This is a genomic window from Pseudoalteromonas sp. G4, from assembly GCF_028875915.1.
Classification (GTDB): domain Bacteria; phylum Pseudomonadota; class Gammaproteobacteria; order Enterobacterales; family Alteromonadaceae; genus Pseudoalteromonas.
Genome location: NZ_JAPEHW010000053.1, coordinates 1 through 18176, shown reverse-complemented (window position 1 = coordinate 18176; position 18176 = coordinate 1). Strand labels below are relative to the sequence as shown.

Genomic DNA, 18176 nt, shown 5'->3' with positions numbered 1-18176 from the left:
TATTTTGAGCTGTGCAACATCAGCGCAAAACTTGCAAGACCCTACGCGACCAAAAATTGCGATTGAAAGTAAAGTCGCACAATCAAATAGTGAAACAGCAAAGCAACAACTGACATTACAGTCTGTTTTTATTAAAGAGTCTGGTTATCTCGCTGTTGTTTCAGGTGAAATGGTAAAACTAGGTGATTTAGTTCAAGGTTATAGAGTGAAAAAAATAACGCCAAATTCGATAACGCTTGAACAAGGGCAAGTGACAAAAATTTTGAGACTTTATCAGCATGAAATTAAACAATAATCTATTAAAAAGTTGGCTGGCAGTTTCAGCATTGGTGCTTTCTGGCTGTGAGTTAACTTCAGAGCCGGCGTTAAAACCGCACATTCAACAAGAATTAAATGCTGAGGCTAATACGCCATCAGCAAACCCGCCTGTAGAACAAGCTGCTGTACCTGAAGGTTTTGAAGAGGAATTATTGTCATCAGTTGGCACTAACCTCTCACTGCCAAAAGAATTCGAAATGACGCGTTTTGATGTAAATGCAAATAAAGTGTCGGTAAACGAATTTTTTGTTGGTTTAGTCGCTGACACGCCTTACAGCGTTGCACTTCACCCAGAAGTCTCTGGTGAAATTTCATTGACGCTGAAAGATGTCACCATGGATGAAGTGACCAAAATTGTATCGCGCTTGTATGGCATTGATGTTTTCCGTGAAGGCAAAGTAGTGCAAGTGCTACCTGCCAAAATGCGCACTGAATCTATCCCTGTAAATTACTTGATGATGAAGCGCAGTGGTCTTTCAACGGTGAGTGTGGTAGCTGGTGGGGTTAGCCAATTTGATCAAGGTGGAGGCTCTGGAAATAGTGGTAATTCAGGTGGCAATAATTTCGGCGGTAACAACCAAAATATGGGCGCCGGCAACTCGTTTGGTGGCAGCTCAAATATGCAAATTAATGGTGCCAGCATTCAAACCAGTAGCGAAACAGACTTTTGGAAAGACTTAAAAGTTGCTCTTGAGTCATTGATCGGCGCGGGAAATGGTCGTTTTATTATTGTTAGTCCTCAAGCGAGCCTTGTTACTGTGAATGCGTTACCTAGTGAAATTGCATCGCTAAAAGAGTTTTTAAAAGCAAGTGAAGATAGCTTACAAAGACAAGTTATTCTTGAAGCTAAAATCATTGAAGTAACCCTTAATGACGAATACCAACAAGGGGTTAATTGGAGCGAAGTGCTTGGCCATATTGGCAGTACAGATTTAACGTTTTCAACCACTGCTGCAGGCCAAATTGGCAATACGTTATCGTCTCAGCTTGGTGGCATTACCAATTTGGTTTTCAAAAATGCGGACTTCAGTGGTGTAATCAGTTTGCTTGAAACGCAAGGTGATGTGCAAATGTTATCTAACCCTCGAGTTACCGCCACAAATAACCAAAAAGCGGTGATTAAAGTGGGTGAAGATGAGTATTTTGTGACAGAAGTATCGAGCACGACTGTTACCGGTAATGCGACAACGACTTCGCCAGAGATTGAGTTAACGCCTTTCTTCTCTGGTATTGCATTAGATGTTACACCGCAAATTGATGAATTTGGCTCGGTAATATTACATGTTCACCCATCGGTGACGGAAACCGAAGAACAAAACAAAGTTGTAACGCTAAATAACCAAGATTATGTATTGCCACTGGCGCAAAGTAATATTCGCGAATCGGATACGGTGATCCGTGCAGGGAGTGGTGAAATTGTGATTATTGGTGGCTTAATGCAAACCTTAACCACAGATCAAGAATCAAAAACACCGTTATTGGGCGATGTGCCGGTACTTGGTAATTTATTTAAGAGCGTTCGTCGTGTACAGAGTAAAAAAGAGTTAGTTATTTTAATTCGCCCAACGGTTGTCATGGCCGATACCTGGCAGCAACAACAACAGCGCAGCCTAAAGTTATTGAACTCATGGTACGGTAAATAATGTATTTGTCGCACTTTGGCTTAACTGAGTTACCGTTTTCGTTAACACCGAATACGCAGTTTTATTGTGCGCTTGCACCGCATAATGAAGCCATGGAAGTGCTAATTACTGCACTAAATATGGGTGAAGGTTTTATCAAAGTGACCGGCGAGGTGGGTACTGGTAAAACCTTACTGTGTCGTAAGTTGCTGAACAGCTTTGATGATTCAACGATTGTTGCATACATTGCGAATTCGTATTTAAGCCCAGATGAACTGCGTTACGCTATTGCGAATGAGTTACAAATTGATGTCGCGAATGATCTCGACCAGCAATCACTTAGCCAAAAAATTCAAGATAAATTACTCGAACTGAATCATTTGGGTAAACGCGTTGTATTGATAATTGATGAAGCTCAATGCTTAAGTTGGGATGCATTAGAAGCGGTGAGGCTATTTACTAACCTTGAAACCGAAACCCGAAAATTGGTGCAAGTAGTGTTGTTTGGTCAGCCAGAACTTGATGCGCGCTTGGCAAATCAAAAGGTACGTCAATTAAGGCAACGCATAAGCTTTTCATATACTTTGCGACCAATGACTAATGCGGAAGTTGCTTACTACATTCGCCATCGTTTGGAAGTTGCCGGTGCAGCTCATGCATCAATGATATTTTCTAATAAAATATGCCTGCTAATTGCCAAAGCCAGCCGTGGTATTCCTCGTTTGGTTAATTTGCTGAGCCATAAAGTGCTGATCCAGGGCTATGGTGAAGGCACTTTAAAAGCCAAAAAAGCCTATGTTTATAATGCTGCAAAAGACACTGAAGATTGTCAGTTATCTCGTTCTAGTATTTGGCCCGCTTATTTAGCTTTGCTTTTAATTATTGGTGGAGCAGCGTGGTTAATTGTTAAGGAACAACTATGAGTGTATTAAATAAAACGCTCAAAGGGTTAGAGCAACGCCAATCAAATTTAGACACCACAGCAGAGCGAGAGCCAACAGTAGCAGTAACACCCATTTTAGATATTAGTGAAAAGCTGCATAAACTGGCACTGCCACTGCTTGCATTAACTGCGTTGTGTTTAATTAGTTATGTCATTTATAAAAAAGGAATTATACAAGATTACTTTGTAGTTCAAGCGCAAAGCCAAACAAGTCTTGCTCCAGCAAGTGAAATCGCCACTAACAGTAAAGAATTTGTCAAAAGCTTACCAACTGAAGCTCACAAAGAATTACAACGCAGTGAAAATAACATCGCAAATGATATTGTATATACAACTTCTAAGGCGCATGAAAAACCTGTAAATTCAGAGGCCACCAAAGAAAAATTAAGCGAAGAGCCTGTTAGCAAAAAAATTGAAAAGTCTGCTCAGTCAAATAATCCAGTTGTAAAGCAAGCTGAAGTTACTGTATCAACTGAGCCTGCAAAGTCATCAATGAAACAAATTGCGCAAGTCACAGCTGAACAAAAAGCAAACGAACATTTTCAAGCTGGAAAGAAAGCATTCACTTTTGGTTTGGTCAGTGAGGCTATTGTCGAGTTAAAGCAGTGTGTTGCCATTTACGCAGAGCACCTTGAGTGCCGTAGTTTGCTTGCTGCAGCCTATTACGGACGAAAAGACACAGTTTCAGCCAGTGAAATATTAGAGCAAGGATTAAGCTTACGACCAAGCAGCATGGAATGGCGGACATTATTGGCAAAAATCTATGCGGACAATAAACAGTATCAAGAAGTGCTAAGTGTGTTATCACAGCAATTTGAAAGCCAAGCTGATAATGACTTTTGGATTCTCAAAGGGTTGGCGGCGCAACAATTGTCTCAGCATGCTGTGGCACTTCGTAGTTTTAAAAAGTTAACTTCTGCAGAGCCCGAGCAAGGAAAATGGTGGTTGGCAATGGGTCGCTCAGCTGAACATTTAGAACAATGGCAAAATGCAATGCAGTATTACACTACTGCGACGCAAATCGGCAATTTATCTCCCGCATCTCAACGCTATGCAGTTGAGCGTTTACAGTTTATAAGAGGTCGGCTAAATGCGTCCTAGATTAAAAATGCGATTAGGTGATTTGTTAGTTCATGAACATATCATCTCAGAACAACAACTTAACGATGCATTGCAGGCGCAAAAGCTCACCGGCCGTAAGTTAGGTGCAACTTTAATTGAGCAAGGGGTTATTGAAGAAACCCAATTACTGCGATTTTTAGCACAACAGCTCAATGTTGCCTTTGTTAACTTAGATAATGAAACTATCGACCCAAATGTAGTTAAGTTAATTCCTGAAGTTTACGCTCGTCGCTTTCGTGCACTAGCATTAGCTGATTTAGGTGAATCGATTCAAATTGCAATGAGTGATCCTGCTGATCTTTCTAGCCTTGATCAGTTAGCGCCAATTGTTGCTCCTAAACAGATTGAAATTGTTGTAGCGCAAGAGCAGCAAATACTCAATGCATTCGATTCGTTATATCGCCGAACACAAGACATTGAAAGCTTTGCTTCGCAACTGCAAGAAGAGTATCAAGAAACTGAAGAGTTTGATCTTAATGCCCTTGATGAAAATACATCGGATGCAACCGTTGTAAAATTACTGCAGTCAATTTTTGAAGATGCTGTGCAAATGCGCGCTTCGGATATTCATATCGAACCTGATGAAGGCATATTACGTATACGCCAGCGGATTGATGGTATTTTACATGAAAATACACTCGATCAAGTGGCGATTTCAGCGGCGTTAGTATTGCGTCTTAAGTTGATGTCTGGCCTAGATATTTCTGAAAAACGTTTACCGCAAGATGGTCGCTTTAATATCACGATCAAAGGTCACAACATTGATGTGCGTGTTTCAACCATGCCTGTGCAGCATGGTGAATCAGTGGTAATGCGTTTATTGGATCAATCTGCTGGTTTATTAACGCTTGATGAAACCGGTATGCCAGCAAAAGTGCTTAGCAAAATGCGTACTGCGCTGAAGCGCCCCCACGGCATGATCTTAGTTACAGGGCCTACAGGTTCGGGTAAAACCACCACACTTTACGGCGCATTAAGTGAACTAAATCAATCCAGCAAAAAAATTATTACCGTTGAAGATCCGGTGGAATATCGCTTGCCGCGAATCAACCAAGTACAAGTTAATAGCAAAATTGGACTCGATTTTGCGTCAGTTCTCCGTACTACACTTCGCCAAGATCCTGATATCTTGATGGTGGGTGAGATGCGTGATCAAGAAACGGTCGAAATTGGCCTGCGAGGTGCGTTAACAGGTCACTTAGTGCTTTCTACATTGCATACAAATGATGCAATTACCAGTGCAATGCGCTTAATTGACATGGGGGCACCGAGTTATTTGGTTGCCAGCTCACTGCGTGCAATTTTGGCACAGCGTCTTGTCAGAAGGGTGTGTGACAAATGTGCTGAAGACTATACGCCAGATGCGCAAGAGAATGCTTGGGTAAATCATATTAGTACAAACTTTAATGGCGCTAAGTTTGTGCTGGGTAGAGGGTGTAATAGTTGTAATCACACAGGTTACCGTGGTCGTATAGGTGTATTTGAATTGCTTGAAATGAATGAAGCAATGATGGATGCATTGCGTTTAGCTGATACGCAAGCGTTTTCTGAGGCTGCTAAAGCAAATCCTGAATTTGAACCGCTTGCGGTAATGGCACTTGATTATGCAACCCAAGGTATTACTTCACTTGAAGAGGTATTCCGTGTTGCTGAAAGTTTGCCTGAGTTAGTAGGTTAACGCTATGTCATTTTTTGCCTACCAAGCGAAAGATAAACACGGCAACTCAGTTGCCGGTGAGCTTGAAGCGCAAGATGAAAATGCAGCAGCAGATACTTTGCTGCGTCGCGGCTTAATACCGCTCTCTATTAAACAAAGTAATAATGACAAAGAAAGTAGTAAATCGGCGGTAATTCAATTTTTTCAACCGAAAGTGACATTAGATGAGCTGATTATATTCTCTCGCCAAATGTACTCGTTGATGAAAGCGGGTATCCCAATTATTCGTGCCATTGTTGGATTAGCCGAAACAACAACGCACCCAGTTTTTCGTGAAACCTTACTTGATGTAGCTAAACAACTTGAACAAGGCCGTAACCTTTCTGCGGCTTTCGCAAGTCATAAAAAGGTGTTCAATCGCTTAATGATCTCCATCGTGGTGGTAGGCGAAAGCACTGGTAAGCTAGAAGATGCGTTTTTGCAATTAGCGACTTATTTTGAACAAGAACACGAGACCCGAAAGCGTATTAAAGCTGCGATGCGTTATCCAACCTTTGTTGTAATCGCGTTAGCGGTAGCTATGTTTATTCTGAACATTTTTGTAATTCCGACATTTGCCGAAATGTTTGCCAAGTTTAATGCTGAACTGCCACTGATGACGCAGATTTTGATTGGCACATCAAACTTCTTTGTAACCTATTGGCACGTAATTATTTTCACTATTATCGCAACGATATTTGGCGTTAAAAGTTATCTTAAAACACCTATTGGCAGGCGTAAGTGGGACAGAATTAAACTGAAGATTCCGATTGTGGGTGGCATTATTGAGCGCTCTTTACTTGCGCGCTATAGCCGCTCATTTGCCATGATTTTGCGCGCTGGTGTTCCAATGACTACAGGGCTTTCACTTGTTGCAGAAGCGATTGATAACGCCTTTATGGAAGAGAAGGTAATTGATATGCGTCGTCGCATTGAAAAAGGTGAAAGTTTGCTGCGCGCATCAAAGAATAGTGAGCTATTTACGCAATTGGTTTTACAAATGGTTGCTGTAGGTGAAGAAACAGGTCGAGTTGAAGAGTTACTGCAAGAAGCCGCAGAGTTTTATGAGCGCGAAGTAGATTTCGATTTAAAAAGTTTAACCGCCAAAATAGAACCAATTTTAATAAGTGTAGTTGCCGGTATGGTGCTGGTACTTGCGCTTGGTATTTTTACACCTATGTGGGACATGATGTCTGCGATTAAAGGGCGCTAAAGTGAGCGAGATGAACAATAATAGCTTAGGTGTTTATCGATTTTTGGTCGTTTTTGTTATTTTTAGTCTACTTTATTGGGTGTTGGCAGGAAAAATGCTTGCGATATATAGTGATGTAGAGAAAGTCGCTGAACAGAAATCTAAAGATGACTTTGTTACGAGTGTGTCGCATATTCGCCACCAATGGATGCGAGATAAACATCCAGAGGTGTTTATTAAATTGGTTGGGCAATCGGATCTTGCAAGTGTGGGTGAGTTAAAAGCGCTTGTTAATGAAAATGGATTTGTGACAAAAATATTATCAACGCAAAATTCACAATGTGATGGTTTGTTTGAAAACTTACAATCAATAACACTTTCTGAAGTGAGTAGTGAAGAAATATTAGATCATGGTCAAGTAATTGGCTGTAAATACGTTAAAAATTCAAAAATATTATTTAAGTACCTGTTCTTAAATGGCATAGTGAGTAATACTTAAATGGTGGTATAGTCACTATAGGTACTAAATCGTTGTCGAGGCAAAATATGAAAAAAAGTCTATTAAAACAAAAAGGATTTACATTAATCGAGCTGATTATTGTAGTAATAATCTTAGGATTATTGGCGGTAACAGCATTACCTCGCTTTATTGATATTCAGGAAGAAGCCGAACGTTCAACTGTTGAAGGTGTGGCTGGTGGTTTAGCCGCAGCAGTTGGCCTAGTTCGCGGTCAATGGGAAGTGTTAGGTCGCCCTGACAATAATACTGCTATCAACTTTATTGATTATGATACAACGCGTGTTGGTATTGACCCAGATGTAGGCTACCCAACATCAGGTGTGGACGCTGCGGGTAATGAAATAGCTGGTTCGACAGAATCAACAGCCTTAACAGCACTGAAATGCCAAGGCGTTTTTAATTCAGTGTTACAAAGTGCACCATCTAACACAGTTGTGGCAACAGTCGCGGAGCTTGAGCAAAATACTTATTTTGTAAGACACGATGCTGATGGTGCAGCCAATGGTAATGGTGGCGTTTGTCTTTATTATTTAGTAAGCGCGCTAGACATCAATTCTCCTCCAGCGGCAAACAGCCCTGCAGATACAAACTTACGTGGTATTGAATACACTCCAGCAACTGGTCAAGTACTGGTTTTTGGTAACTAATTTAGGTTTTTAAGAGGTAATTCAAATGAAAAAGCAAACAGGTTTTACATTAGTAGAATTAATAATTGTAATTGTAATTTTGGGTATTTTAGCGGTAACAGCTGCACCGAAATTCCTAGACTTACAAGGTGATGCGAATGCATCAACCATTCAAGGTGTTGCAGGTGCAATTGATAGTGGTTCGTCGATTGTTTACGGTAAAGCAGTTATCGCAGGTAAGCAAAAAACAGCTAAAACAGATACTCCAACAATTGTTGGTGATAATGGTCAAACAATTGGCTTAAATTATGGTTACCCAACAGCCGCTGCTGACGGGCTTTTACGAGCAATTGATATCAATGCTACTTTGGCAACAGCTGATCCTTTAGGTGACTTTACTTATGTCATTCCTTCGGCAGGTGTTATGTATATTTATGCAAATGGTACAACTGTACCGACAGGTTCAAATGATACGGCTATTTGTGGCGTAAAATACACTGAGGCGAGTGCAACTGGCACAGCGCCAAATGTTGTCTATACAGCTTCACAAACAGCAGTGTTTGCGAACGATTGTTAATAAGTTTTAAATGAAACAACAAGGTTTTAGTCTTGTAGAGCTAATTATAACCTTGGTAATTTTAGGCACCTTGGCTGTAACCGTGGTGCCTAATTTTTTTACAAATGAGAGCTTTGATAGCTTTGAGTTCCGCGATAGAAGCCTCACCATTTTGCGCACCATGCAATTAAGAGCCATGCAAAATACAAGTAACACCATGGCCCATAAAGTGTGTATTAACAACAGTCAAATAGCCCCTGCTTTAACAAACAACTGCGCTAATTTAGCTCTAAATTTTGATTACTTGGTTGTTAATATTCCTACCAACAGCACGGCAACTAGAATCAAAGCAACTGATTCAAACAATGTGTCTTTTAATGAAATAGAATTTGATGATTTTGGTAGACCAAACTTAAATTGCGTCTCAAATTGCAAAATCGATTTTGGTGATGCAGATATATGCATATCAGCGCAAGGCGGTATTTATGCCTGCCAATAAGTTAAAAGGTTTTACCTTAGTTGAGGTAATTTTTGGCATTGTTTTGATGGCCATTGTGCTTACGATTGTAACAGGCCTTTTAGTACCTCAAGCTAGGCAAAGTGCCGACCCTGTGATTCAAGTTAAAGCAAATGAATTGGGGCAAGCCATGATGAATGAAATTTTAGGACGTTCCTTTGATGAAAATTCAAGGCGAAGTCCGCCCTTTATTCGTTGTGGTGAAGTAGGTTTTAGTAGTTGTACAGCACCGTCAAGTCTAGGTAATGACGGTGAAACCCGAGACGGATTTAATGATGTCGACGACTTTATTGGTAATTACGCAACTGCTGATTTAAAAAACAGTCTGGGCCAAAGTATTCAAACGGATTACCCCGGATTTACCCTGACCGTTAGTGTTGTTTATGATGATGATGCAAATGGTGTTGCCGACACTTCGGGGGAATTTAATAAACTAAAACTGATTACTATTGAAGTAGTTGCACCAACTGGTGATATTTATGGATTTTCAGCCTACAAGGGGAATTACTAGTGTCACGCTTAGTAAAAAATGGTTTTACCCTTGTTGAACTGATAATCGTCATTGTGCTGATTGGCATTGTAAGTTTAAGCACAATGCAATTTATAAAATTTGGTGCAGAAATATATGCCACAGGAACTGAGCGAGATGAAGTGGTAGCACAAGCGCGTTTTGCTTTAGTACGCATGAGTAAGGAGCTGCGCCAAACTACACCTAATTCAATCAGAATAACTAGCGGAAATACTGCAGGCCAACCTTTTCAATGTTTAGAATACACACCTTTTAAAGCCAGTAGCATTTATGTAAATAATCCGCCTCTTGATACCAGTGCCTCGGGTGATTTGGTTGTTGTAGCGTTTGATAACGAAGACAAAGCATTTGAAAATGATCGCGTTACTGTTTATCCGCAAAACCCAAACGATATTTATGACTTAAGTAATAATCGCGTAAGACTTTTAGCAGCAGACCCAGTTGTGGAGGAAGCAAATAAAACACAGCGATGGTCATTTGATAATGGATTTGCTGTGGCATCACCTACTCAGCGTTTATTTGTGCTGAGTAACAGCCCAGTGAGCTTTTGTGTTGAAGGGGGCAGTCTATATTATTATCAAGGCTATGATTTTGAAGTAAATCAGCCAACGCCTTCGTTGTTGCATGTACTCGATGGGGTTAAAGGGCAGTTACTAGCACAATATATAACCAACCCGTTGGTTTTTGCTTTCAACAACGCAAGCTTGACCCGAAATGCTATTGTTAATATTAAGCTTGAAATGGGTTTTAATAGTACAGAAACGTTGGTCTTTAATCATGAAGTGCACATTCCAAATGTGCCATAGGTGATGTATGAAGTTGAAGTTTAAACAACAAGGTAGTTTACTGATTACGTCATTATTTGTGGCCATAGTGTTATTGGCACTTGGTTTAGCCTTGACCCGTGTGATTGAAGGTGGTGCTCAGTCAAATGCTGTGGAATATTATGGCTCCAAAGCATTTTTAACCGCTCAGTCGGGAATTGAATGGAAGCTACAAAAACTATTTCCTTTAGATAACTCTAAAGGTCCATGCGATAACTCGCTGCCGCCAAATAGTTTTAACGCAACTAAGTATATGGAAAATTGTCAGTTTATTGAGTTGTCATGTCGCTCGGTAGATGACATAAATGATGCTAACGCAGGTACTGCTTCATCACTGGTTACGGTTTATCGAATTACGAGTACGGCTAGCTGCGATTCGGGTCAATGGACAACACAGAGAAGTATTAATGTTGAAGCAAAAACTCTTAATTAGTTATTTCTGCTTAATTGCTTTATTACCCAGTCTTGCTTGGGCGAATTTACCCGCCTGTGAAGATGTGTTTCCTTCTGCTCTAGGAGCATTTAATAATTCATATGTTACTTTGGAAAAGAATACAGAGATAACAGGACAGCAAGATAATCTCATTTATACAAATAACCTTTCAACAGACAGTTCAGCGCGCTGCAACAATCAGACATGTTTGAAAGCTAATATTGAACCAACGCAAACTTTAGCTCCAGATATTACCGGTTGGAAAACCACTATTGGCCATGCTGAAAAGTTAAGTGGAGATTATTATATAAATGGCTCTGTGACTTTGTACGGTAATAACTTCCCTTTGGCCGGGCCCACCCGTATATATGTAACAGGTTCTGTTGCAGTGAATGGGGGGTCTACGGATCATAGTGCTAGTGACTTAATCATCTATGCTGAAGGAGCATTAACATTAACTAAACATATAAACTTATATGGTTATGCCAATGGCGCTATTACAGTCGATAAAAATGTTAATATTCAGGGCTCTTTAGTTGGTGGGTATGGCGTAGATTTTCTGAGAGGTTCGGAAATATCATATGTTTCGCCAACAGCTTCCACCTTAAATATCATTTGTAATGCTGGTAATACACCAGTTGATGCATCCCCTATTGCTGAGTTTCGCTTTGATGAATTTTCATGGTTAAGTGGTGTTAATAATCAAGTGATTGAATCAATCAATGGTACACATGCTACACCATATAATTTGCAACCAAGTGAAGGCAAAATTTGTAATGCAGCTAATTTTGACGATGCCTTAACTAATGCTCGCATCGACTTAGATGAAAACCTAATTAGCGGCCGCGAATTTACAATTTCAGCTTGGCTTAAAAGTAGCTTTACGGGTAGTCAAGTACTGGTATCTGGTGCACAAAATAACAACAATGCTAATGAACTTATATGGTGGCACCCTAGTAGCCAATTATTTGAACCATGGATCAAGCAAGATCGCGCGTCGCGCATCAGTATACGTCGTCATTTTGTTTGGCGACGCAACGGCGATACTTCCTGTTTTTATGTTAATGGTCAGCAAGCTGGGTGTGTTTCTGATCACAGCAATGGTTCACTTAATATTGCGCGGTTAATGCTAGGACAAGAGCAAGATAGTTTGGGTGGTGGCTTTGATGTTAATCAGCGTTTTAGAGGGCTTGTAGACGAGTTATTGATTTTTGATAAGGCCATTAGTGATACGCAAATTCAAACAATTTATGAAAATCAAAATCAAGGCTTGGGTTGGGATGGTGCAGATCGCGATAATTACTGCGGCGCAAATGGTTGGTGGCAGCTAGATAACGATTTTCTCGATGCAAACTTAACAGACCCACATCATTTACTGCCTTCAGGAAATCCAACTTTTGGTATTACCTCTCCAGGACCTGCTAATACCATTGGCAATCAAAGTACCTGTAATTACGCGCAATTTGACGGTACCAATTATGCTTCTGTGGATGATAGTGGCGACTTTAACTATCAAGAGCTGACGGTAAGTACATGGGTTTACCCAACAGAAAATCGAAGTGGCTTGCGCAGTTTGGTTTCAAAAGATGAACATTTTGAATTTCACCTAGATCAAAACAATCGGCTTTTTTGGTGGTGGCAAAATGCAGCTCGGCAAGCGCGCTCATTTACCAGTTCGCGTGCAATACCCCTTAACCAATGGACACATGTTGCTGTTGTATATAAGTCAGGTTCACAGCGAATGTATATTAATGGTATAGCAGATGCCTCCCGCACCTATACTGATGGCTTAGCAGATTCGCCTTGTAAATTCTTTATTGGCGTAGATGTAGGTACCAATACATCAAGCCAATGTGGCGGTGTTCGTAGTGATCGCTATTTCAAAGGTCATTTAGATGAAGTAAGAATTTATTCGCGAGCGCTTTTACAATCTGAAATTCAAACAGATATGAATACGGTTAGAACCTGCGACAACCTGCCGAGCGTAGACCATTATCGATTAACGTTAAACGATAACACCGGTTTAACTTGTGAAGCTGAAACTATGACAATCGAAGTATGTGCAGATGATACGTGTAGTAGCTATTACCCAAATACAGCAACTGTAGCGTTAGCGACAAGCGGTGGTGGCAGCCTAAGTTGGTTACCTTCAAATCCGTTTACAGTGAACGGTAGTTTGAATGTTAATTTAAATAATACCCAAGCCAGCACAGTATTTTATTCTCTAAACAATGCAGCTTCTAACCCTAGTTCTAATTTAAGGTGTTTTGTTGGGGGCAGTGAAGTAACGCTTGCAAACTGCTATACCGAATTTGCCGATACTGGATTTAAACTAAGTACTATAGAAGATCAAATATCAGGTATCCCTTATGCGGCTGAATTAATGGCTGTTAAAAAGAGTGATGATACAGGCGCTTGCGAAAATGTTTTTAGTGGCTCTCAAGTTGTTAACTTTACTAATAACTTTTTAAGGCCAAACACGCCTTCCGCGATGACATTTAGTGTTAATAGCAGCCCGGTTACAACAAATACTCCTATAACCGTTAATTTTGATCCTGCTAACAATTACAAAGCTAATTTAGCGTTAAATTACCTTGATGCCGGTGAAATAAGTTTATCGGTGTCTGCAACAGCGCCAAATGGCGCTAACTTAATTGATACTTCAAATGCTTACGTAGTACGTCCTCAGCGTTTTAATATTGTTGTGGCAGATAACCCAAATGCTATCGATGCTGAGAGTACAGTATTTAAAATGGCATCCGAAGATTTTAGTTTTAGCGTTGAAGCGCATAATGCGAATGGTGATGTCACAACGAATTTTAATAGTACGGAGATCACGGGAACAGTTTCGCTTTCACATAACTTACAAGCACCACTAACAGGTATTGAAGGGTTATTATCGCCAAATGCAGTGCCAACAAACGGCTTTGTATCGGGTGTAGCGACACTCACTGATGCTAAATTTAATGAAGTAGGGATTATTGAACTGCTTGCTAATCTATCGAGTAGTGATTATTTGAACCATAGTGATGGTGGCCTTATCTCTGGTAGTAAAACCAATGTTGGTCGCTTTATTCCTGCACAATTTACAATGGTTAATCCACTAGTTATTAGTGGTTGCGGTGGGTTTACTTATTATGGTCAGCCATTTGAGCGTTTTAGTTATGAAGTTCACGCTCAAGATATACTTGGTAATGTGCTTGCCAACTATTTATACAGTGCAACAGCAGCAAATAACTTTGCAAAAGCCACCATTGATAACTTGATTGAAAATGATGATCCCGACGCTGCTAAATACAAATCGGCTTCTGAGTTAGCTGCTCGCTATAGTTTAACTGCTTCTGCAATTAACTGGGATAAAGGAAAATTTATCGTAAATAGTGGTGATGTTGTGCTTAATCGAGATGAGGCATCGCTTTCTGCAGGTGGTTTGCCAAGTTCGCCTATGGAACAACTACTTCCTTTAGTTAGATTGACTGACCCCGATGGCAAAGCGTTAAACGATTTAGATCAAGATGCAAATTTGGCTGGTGGCATAACTACCATTTTCGATAGTAAGCGTATTAGTGGTCCATTTGAAATGCGTTTTGGGCGCTATGTTGTAAGTGATAATTATGGCAGTGAGTTTGAACACTTACAAATACCAATGAAAGTTGAGTATTGGGATGGTAACAACTTTATTCTTAATCGAGATGATAATTGCAGTTCGTATTTTGAGAGTCGCTTGGTAATTGAAGATAATCACGACACGGTTAATGGTCACGATGGTTCATTTAACAAAGGAACTTATGCAACTGGCAATGTCGGTATTCAATTAAAGGCGCCTAATCTACCGCGAACCTTTACTGTCGACTATAGTTCTCCTGAGACTTGGCTTCGTTTCGACTGGAATGGTGATAATAATTATAATGATGCCAATGATAATCCAAGTGGTGTTTTACAATTTGGCCGTTTTAGAGGAAATGATCGTGTTATTTATTGGCGAGAAAACTAAGCTACTTTCAATTAATGTTATTTAATGAATAACATTAAATTTTTGTTCCTAATTTCGCCTTTAATTACTGAGCTGCAATGATTAAAGTATATAAAAATAGGTTTTTCATTGCTGCAATCTCTTCAGAATCTCATATCACCTAAGCTTGTTTCATTATTTAGTTGAAAATTTGCCATAAAGGCAAGACAAAGCTTGTGTTTTGCATAACAAAAAAATAGCATAAAGCATTAGGGGTAATTAACCCTTACAATAAAAACGAAAACAAGAAATCCAAAAATCGGCCGTTTTGGGAATAAATATATGCGATTAGCACCTTTGTCATTAGTGATCTCGCTTAGCCTATTTACTTGGCAAGCACATGGACAAGACACTAATACAGTATCAAGTATTCAAGCTGAGATAGATGTAAAACAGTCTGAATTCAAAGAATTATCAAGTGTTTTAGATAAGCACTTAAAGCAAGAAAAACAGCTGCAAGAGCAGTTGGAATTACTCCGTGCACGTTCAATTTCATTAGAAAAAGAACGCAATCAAGCATTAGATGCAATGAATGATTTGTATCGTCGTTTGATTGAAGACCCAACTCTCGATATCAGCGCGGCGCAAACGCGTTATCAAAAGGCAATTGTTGATTTACAGCAAAACAAAGATGATATCGATCTACAGCTAGTAGCCATTTCTTCTCACCGTAAAGATATCGAAGCAATTCGAGTTTCTAAGCATACTTTAGTAAATACTTTAGAAAGCTTAAAACAACAAAAAAATACGGCACGTGTCGAGCGTTTACGCAATGAATTTACCCGTGAAGGCACTGTAGAAATAAATCATACAGTTAATTGTAAACGTACTGAAACTTTAGCTGCTTGTGAGCAACGTGGTCAGTCTCAGGGGTTACAAAAAGCGACTAAACGCTTTATGGATCAAATTTTTGCCAATATTACTGAGCAAAGAGTGGTTGAGCCTAAACGCAATATGTCAGGTGCGCAGGTTCAAGTGCTCAGCAGTCACGTTGTAAACAGCTCTTTTAGTGGACAAGGTAATTACAATACTAACTTAAGTGTAACGATGCGCGGTGAAGTAAATGCAAGCCGCTTATGTAACTTACTTAACTTAGATAATAGCTTTTGTTCTGATTATGGCTCGGCGATTCCAAATGTCTATCAGCCAGTAATGAATGCTACATACGACGAGCCAGTGGTTCGTTTCAAAGATAATAAAAGCACTCCATCATCGGCAAGCATGGTAACTAATCGTGATACTGTGGAAGTAAAAACGCCAAAAAAGGAGCGTGCTTTTTTATTAATGGTGTGAGTTATGGCTCAACACGTTTAGATGTATCTCTGCCAGCGGGTAGTTATGACCTGGAAATCCGTAAAACAGGTTACCAAACTTATACCCGTAAAATTGACTTAAAACGCTCGCAAACATTACGTGCTAATTTACGTAAAGAGTCTTTTGGCAGAGAAAATATTAAGCAATCTCGCACAGTTTCAACACCAACAACCACAGCAATTAGTTCAACAACTATGGCAAGCACTAGCGGTATGATTGTTATCCCTGCTGGTGAGTTTGAAATGGGTGATTTAACAGGAAATGGACTTGCTAATGAGCAGCCTGTTGTTAAAAAAATCCTGAGTGACTCTTATGCCATGCATGAAAAAGAAGTGACGGTAGGTGAATACAACGAATTTGTTGCTGATACCAATTACCAAACTGAGGCTGAGAGTGGGCAAGGGTGTGCATATTATTTAAATGGCGAACCAGTTTGGGAAGCGTCATTAAATTGGAAAAACCCAGGTTACGAACAAAAAGATAATTTTCCTGTTGTGTGCTTAACTTATTCAGATGCAAAGGCATATGCTGATTGGTTAAGTGGTAAAACAGGTAATTCATATCGCCTACCAACAGAAGTTGAGTGGGAATACGCAGCGCGAGCAGGTACCAAAACAGATTATCCATGGGGTAATGATATTGGTAATAACTTAGCAAACTGTGGTTGGTGTGGCAGCGATTGGTCAAATCAAAGCCCAGCACCAGTAGGTTCATTTAGTGCTAACCGTTTTGGTGTTTACGATACGGTTGGTAATGTGTGGGAGTGGACGCAAAAAACAGCAGGTCGTTCGGATGTTGCTATTCGCGGTGGTGCATGGAACTTTGCGCCAACATTAGCGCGTGCTTCTACACGTTTAATTTTAGCTACGGATTTTCGTGCTAATTACATTGGTTTTCGTCTAGTGCGTGAGCGCTAGACTTTTAATATTTTAAATTTGAGCGTTTAGTTATTCGATAACAATAAAACTGAGCCTCTTCGTTACAAGGATACCCCAGTTCCATGTTTAAAAAATTACGTGGTCTTTTTTCTAACGATTTATCAATCGATCTCGGAACTGCCAATACACTTATCTATGTGAAAGATCAGGGTATTGTTTTAAATGAACCTTCAGTTGTGGCTATTCGTCATGATAAGCCAGGTGGCCCTAAAAGCGTTGCTTCGGTAGGTCATGAAGCAAAACAAATGCTTGGTCGTACACCGGGTAACATTAAAGCGATTCGCCCGATGAAAGACGGTGTTATAGCTGACTTTTATGTTACCGAAAAAATGTTACAGCATTTTATCAAGCAAGTGCATAACAACAACTTTTTACGTCCTAGCCCGCGTGTTTTGGTATGTGTGCCTTGTGGTGCAACACAAGTCGAAAAACGTGCGATCCGTGAATCAGCTATGGGTGCAGGAGCTCGTGAAGTGTACTTAATTGAAGAGCCAATGGCTGCTGCAATTGGTGCAGGATTACCGGTATCAGAAGCTACAGGTTCAATGGTTGTTGATATTGGTGGTGGTACGACAGAAGTTGCCATCATCTCATTAAACGGCATTGTTTATTCATCATCAGTTCGCATTGGTGGTGACAAATTTGATGAAGCAATCATCAACTATGTACGTCGCAATTTCGGTAGTCTAATTGGTGAAGCAACAGCCGAGCGCATTAAACACGAGATTGGTTCAGCGTTTAATGGCGATGAAGTAAAAGAAATTGAAGTTCGAGGCCGTAACCTTGCTGAAGGTGTACCGCGTTCATTCACGCTAAATTCAACTGAAATTTTAGAAGCGTTACAAGAGCCGTTACAAGGCATTGTAAGTGCTGTTATGGTTGCTCTTGAGCAATCACCACCAGAGCTTGCATCAGATATTTCTGCGCATGGTATGGTGTTAACAGGCGGTGGCGCACTTTTAAAAGATTTAGATCGTCTGCTTATGGAAGAAACCGGTATTCCAGTAGTGGTAG

At 40.2% G+C, this 18176-nt stretch carries 15 protein-coding genes and 1 pseudogene; all 16 read left to right on the top strand.

Annotation, left to right across the window (positions count from 1 at the left end; translation table 11 throughout):
- Positions 1 to 4: 4 nt before the first annotated feature.
- Positions 5 to 295: an agglutinin biogenesis protein MshK gene (locus ON073_RS14460; protein ID WP_274762583.1), complete on the top strand. Its 291-nt coding sequence runs from the start codon at positions 5 to 7 to the stop codon at positions 293 to 295.
- Positions 279 to 1961, top strand: coding sequence for a pilus (MSHA type) biogenesis protein MshL (mshL, locus tag ON073_RS14455; protein ID WP_274762582.1), 1683 nt, complete (start codon positions 279 to 281; stop codon positions 1959 to 1961). Before ON073_RS14460 ends, mshL begins: the two co-directional genes overlap by 17 nt.
- Positions 1961 to 2863, top strand: a complete 903-nt coding sequence (locus ON073_RS14450) for an ExeA family protein (protein ID WP_274762581.1) — start codon at positions 1961 to 1963, stop codon at positions 2861 to 2863. The genes mshL and ON073_RS14450 overlap by 1 nt, the downstream gene beginning before the upstream one ends.
- Positions 2860 to 3984 (top strand): tetratricopeptide repeat protein, encoded by a 1125-nt coding sequence (locus ON073_RS14445; protein ID WP_274762580.1) that lies wholly within the window; start codon positions 2860 to 2862, stop codon positions 3982 to 3984. Before ON073_RS14450 ends, ON073_RS14445 begins: the two co-directional genes overlap by 4 nt.
- Complete coding sequence (locus ON073_RS14440) at positions 3974 to 5683, top strand: GspE/PulE family protein (protein ID WP_274762578.1); 1710 nt, start codon at positions 3974 to 3976, stop codon at positions 5681 to 5683. Before ON073_RS14445 ends, ON073_RS14440 begins: the two co-directional genes overlap by 11 nt.
- A gap of 4 nt (positions 5684 to 5687) precedes the next feature.
- Positions 5688 to 6914 carry a type II secretion system F family protein gene (locus tag ON073_RS14435; protein WP_274762577.1) on the top strand — a complete coding sequence of 409 codons (1227 nt, stop codon included), beginning with the start codon at positions 5688 to 5690 and terminating at the stop codon, positions 6912 to 6914.
- A 1-nt stretch (position 6915) separates the two neighbouring features.
- The gene (locus ON073_RS14430) at positions 6916 to 7392 is read left to right on the top strand and encodes a hypothetical protein (protein WP_274762576.1); all 477 of its coding nucleotides are present in this window, start codon (positions 6916 to 6918) and stop codon (positions 7390 to 7392) included.
- Between the two features lie 47 nt (positions 7393 to 7439).
- Entirely contained in the window at positions 7440 to 8060 is a 621-nt protein-coding gene (locus ON073_RS14425) for a prepilin-type N-terminal cleavage/methylation domain-containing protein (RefSeq protein ID WP_274762574.1), read from the top strand.
- 25 nt (positions 8061 to 8085) lie between these two features.
- Positions 8086 to 8616: a prepilin-type N-terminal cleavage/methylation domain-containing protein gene (locus ON073_RS14420; RefSeq protein WP_274762573.1), complete on the top strand. Its 531-nt coding sequence runs from the start codon at positions 8086 to 8088 to the stop codon at positions 8614 to 8616.
- Positions 8617 to 8626: 10 nt separating this feature from the next.
- Positions 8627 to 9094, top strand: coding sequence for a type II secretion system protein (locus ON073_RS14415; RefSeq protein WP_274762572.1), 468 nt, complete (start codon positions 8627 to 8629; stop codon positions 9092 to 9094).
- Positions 9081 to 9623 (top strand): type II secretion system protein, encoded by a 543-nt coding sequence (locus ON073_RS14410; RefSeq protein ID WP_274762571.1) that lies wholly within the window; start codon positions 9081 to 9083, stop codon positions 9621 to 9623. The genes ON073_RS14415 and ON073_RS14410 overlap by 14 nt, the downstream gene beginning before the upstream one ends.
- Positions 9623 to 10447: a prepilin-type N-terminal cleavage/methylation domain-containing protein gene (locus ON073_RS14405; RefSeq protein WP_274762570.1), complete on the top strand. Its 825-nt coding sequence runs from the start codon at positions 9623 to 9625 to the stop codon at positions 10445 to 10447. The genes ON073_RS14410 and ON073_RS14405 overlap by 1 nt, the downstream gene beginning before the upstream one ends.
- Before the next feature lie 7 nt (positions 10448 to 10454).
- Positions 10455 to 10898 carry an agglutinin biogenesis protein MshP gene (locus ON073_RS14400; protein WP_274762569.1) on the top strand — a complete coding sequence of 148 codons (444 nt, stop codon included), beginning with the start codon at positions 10455 to 10457 and terminating at the stop codon, positions 10896 to 10898.
- Positions 10873 to 14892, top strand: coding sequence for a LamG domain-containing protein (locus ON073_RS14395; RefSeq protein ID WP_274762567.1), 4020 nt, complete (start codon positions 10873 to 10875; stop codon positions 14890 to 14892). The genes ON073_RS14400 and ON073_RS14395 overlap by 26 nt, the downstream gene beginning before the upstream one ends.
- 300 nt (positions 14893 to 15192) lie before the next feature.
- A pseudogene (locus ON073_RS14390) lies at positions 15193 to 17141 on the top strand (SUMF1/EgtB/PvdO family nonheme iron enzyme).
- An 83-nt stretch (positions 17142 to 17224) separates the two neighbouring features.
- Positions 17225 to 18176, top strand: a 952-nt coding sequence (locus tag ON073_RS14385; RefSeq protein WP_274762566.1) for a rod shape-determining protein, incomplete at its 3' end; no start/stop codon positions are given.

Coding starts and splice junctions, on each gene's coding strand:
- ON073_RS14400 (WP_274762569.1), top strand. CDS start 10,455: ATGAAGTTGAAGTTTAAACAACAAGGTAGTTTACTGATTACGTCATTA.
- ON073_RS14445 (WP_274762580.1), top strand. CDS start 2,860: ATGAGTGTATTAAATAAAACGCTCAAAGGGTTAGAGCAACGCCAATCA.
- ON073_RS14425 (WP_274762574.1), top strand. CDS start 7,440: ATGAAAAAAAGTCTATTAAAACAAAAAGGATTTACATTAATCGAGCTG.
- ON073_RS14415 (WP_274762572.1), top strand. CDS start 8,627: ATGAAACAACAAGGTTTTAGTCTTGTAGAGCTAATTATAACCTTGGTA.
- ON073_RS14395 (WP_274762567.1), top strand. CDS start 10,873: ATGTTGAAGCAAAAACTCTTAATTAGTTATTTCTGCTTAATTGCTTTA.
- ON073_RS14410 (WP_274762571.1), top strand. CDS start 9,081: ATGCCTGCCAATAAGTTAAAAGGTTTTACCTTAGTTGAGGTAATTTTT.
- ON073_RS14435 (WP_274762577.1), top strand. CDS start 5,688: ATGTCATTTTTTGCCTACCAAGCGAAAGATAAACACGGCAACTCAGTT.
- ON073_RS14440 (WP_274762578.1), top strand. CDS start 3,974: ATGCGTCCTAGATTAAAAATGCGATTAGGTGATTTGTTAGTTCATGAA.
- ON073_RS14450 (WP_274762581.1), top strand. CDS start 1,961: ATGTATTTGTCGCACTTTGGCTTAACTGAGTTACCGTTTTCGTTAACA.
- mshL (WP_274762582.1), top strand. CDS start 279: ATGAAATTAAACAATAATCTATTAAAAAGTTGGCTGGCAGTTTCAGCA.
- ON073_RS14420 (WP_274762573.1), top strand. CDS start 8,086: ATGAAAAAGCAAACAGGTTTTACATTAGTAGAATTAATAATTGTAATT.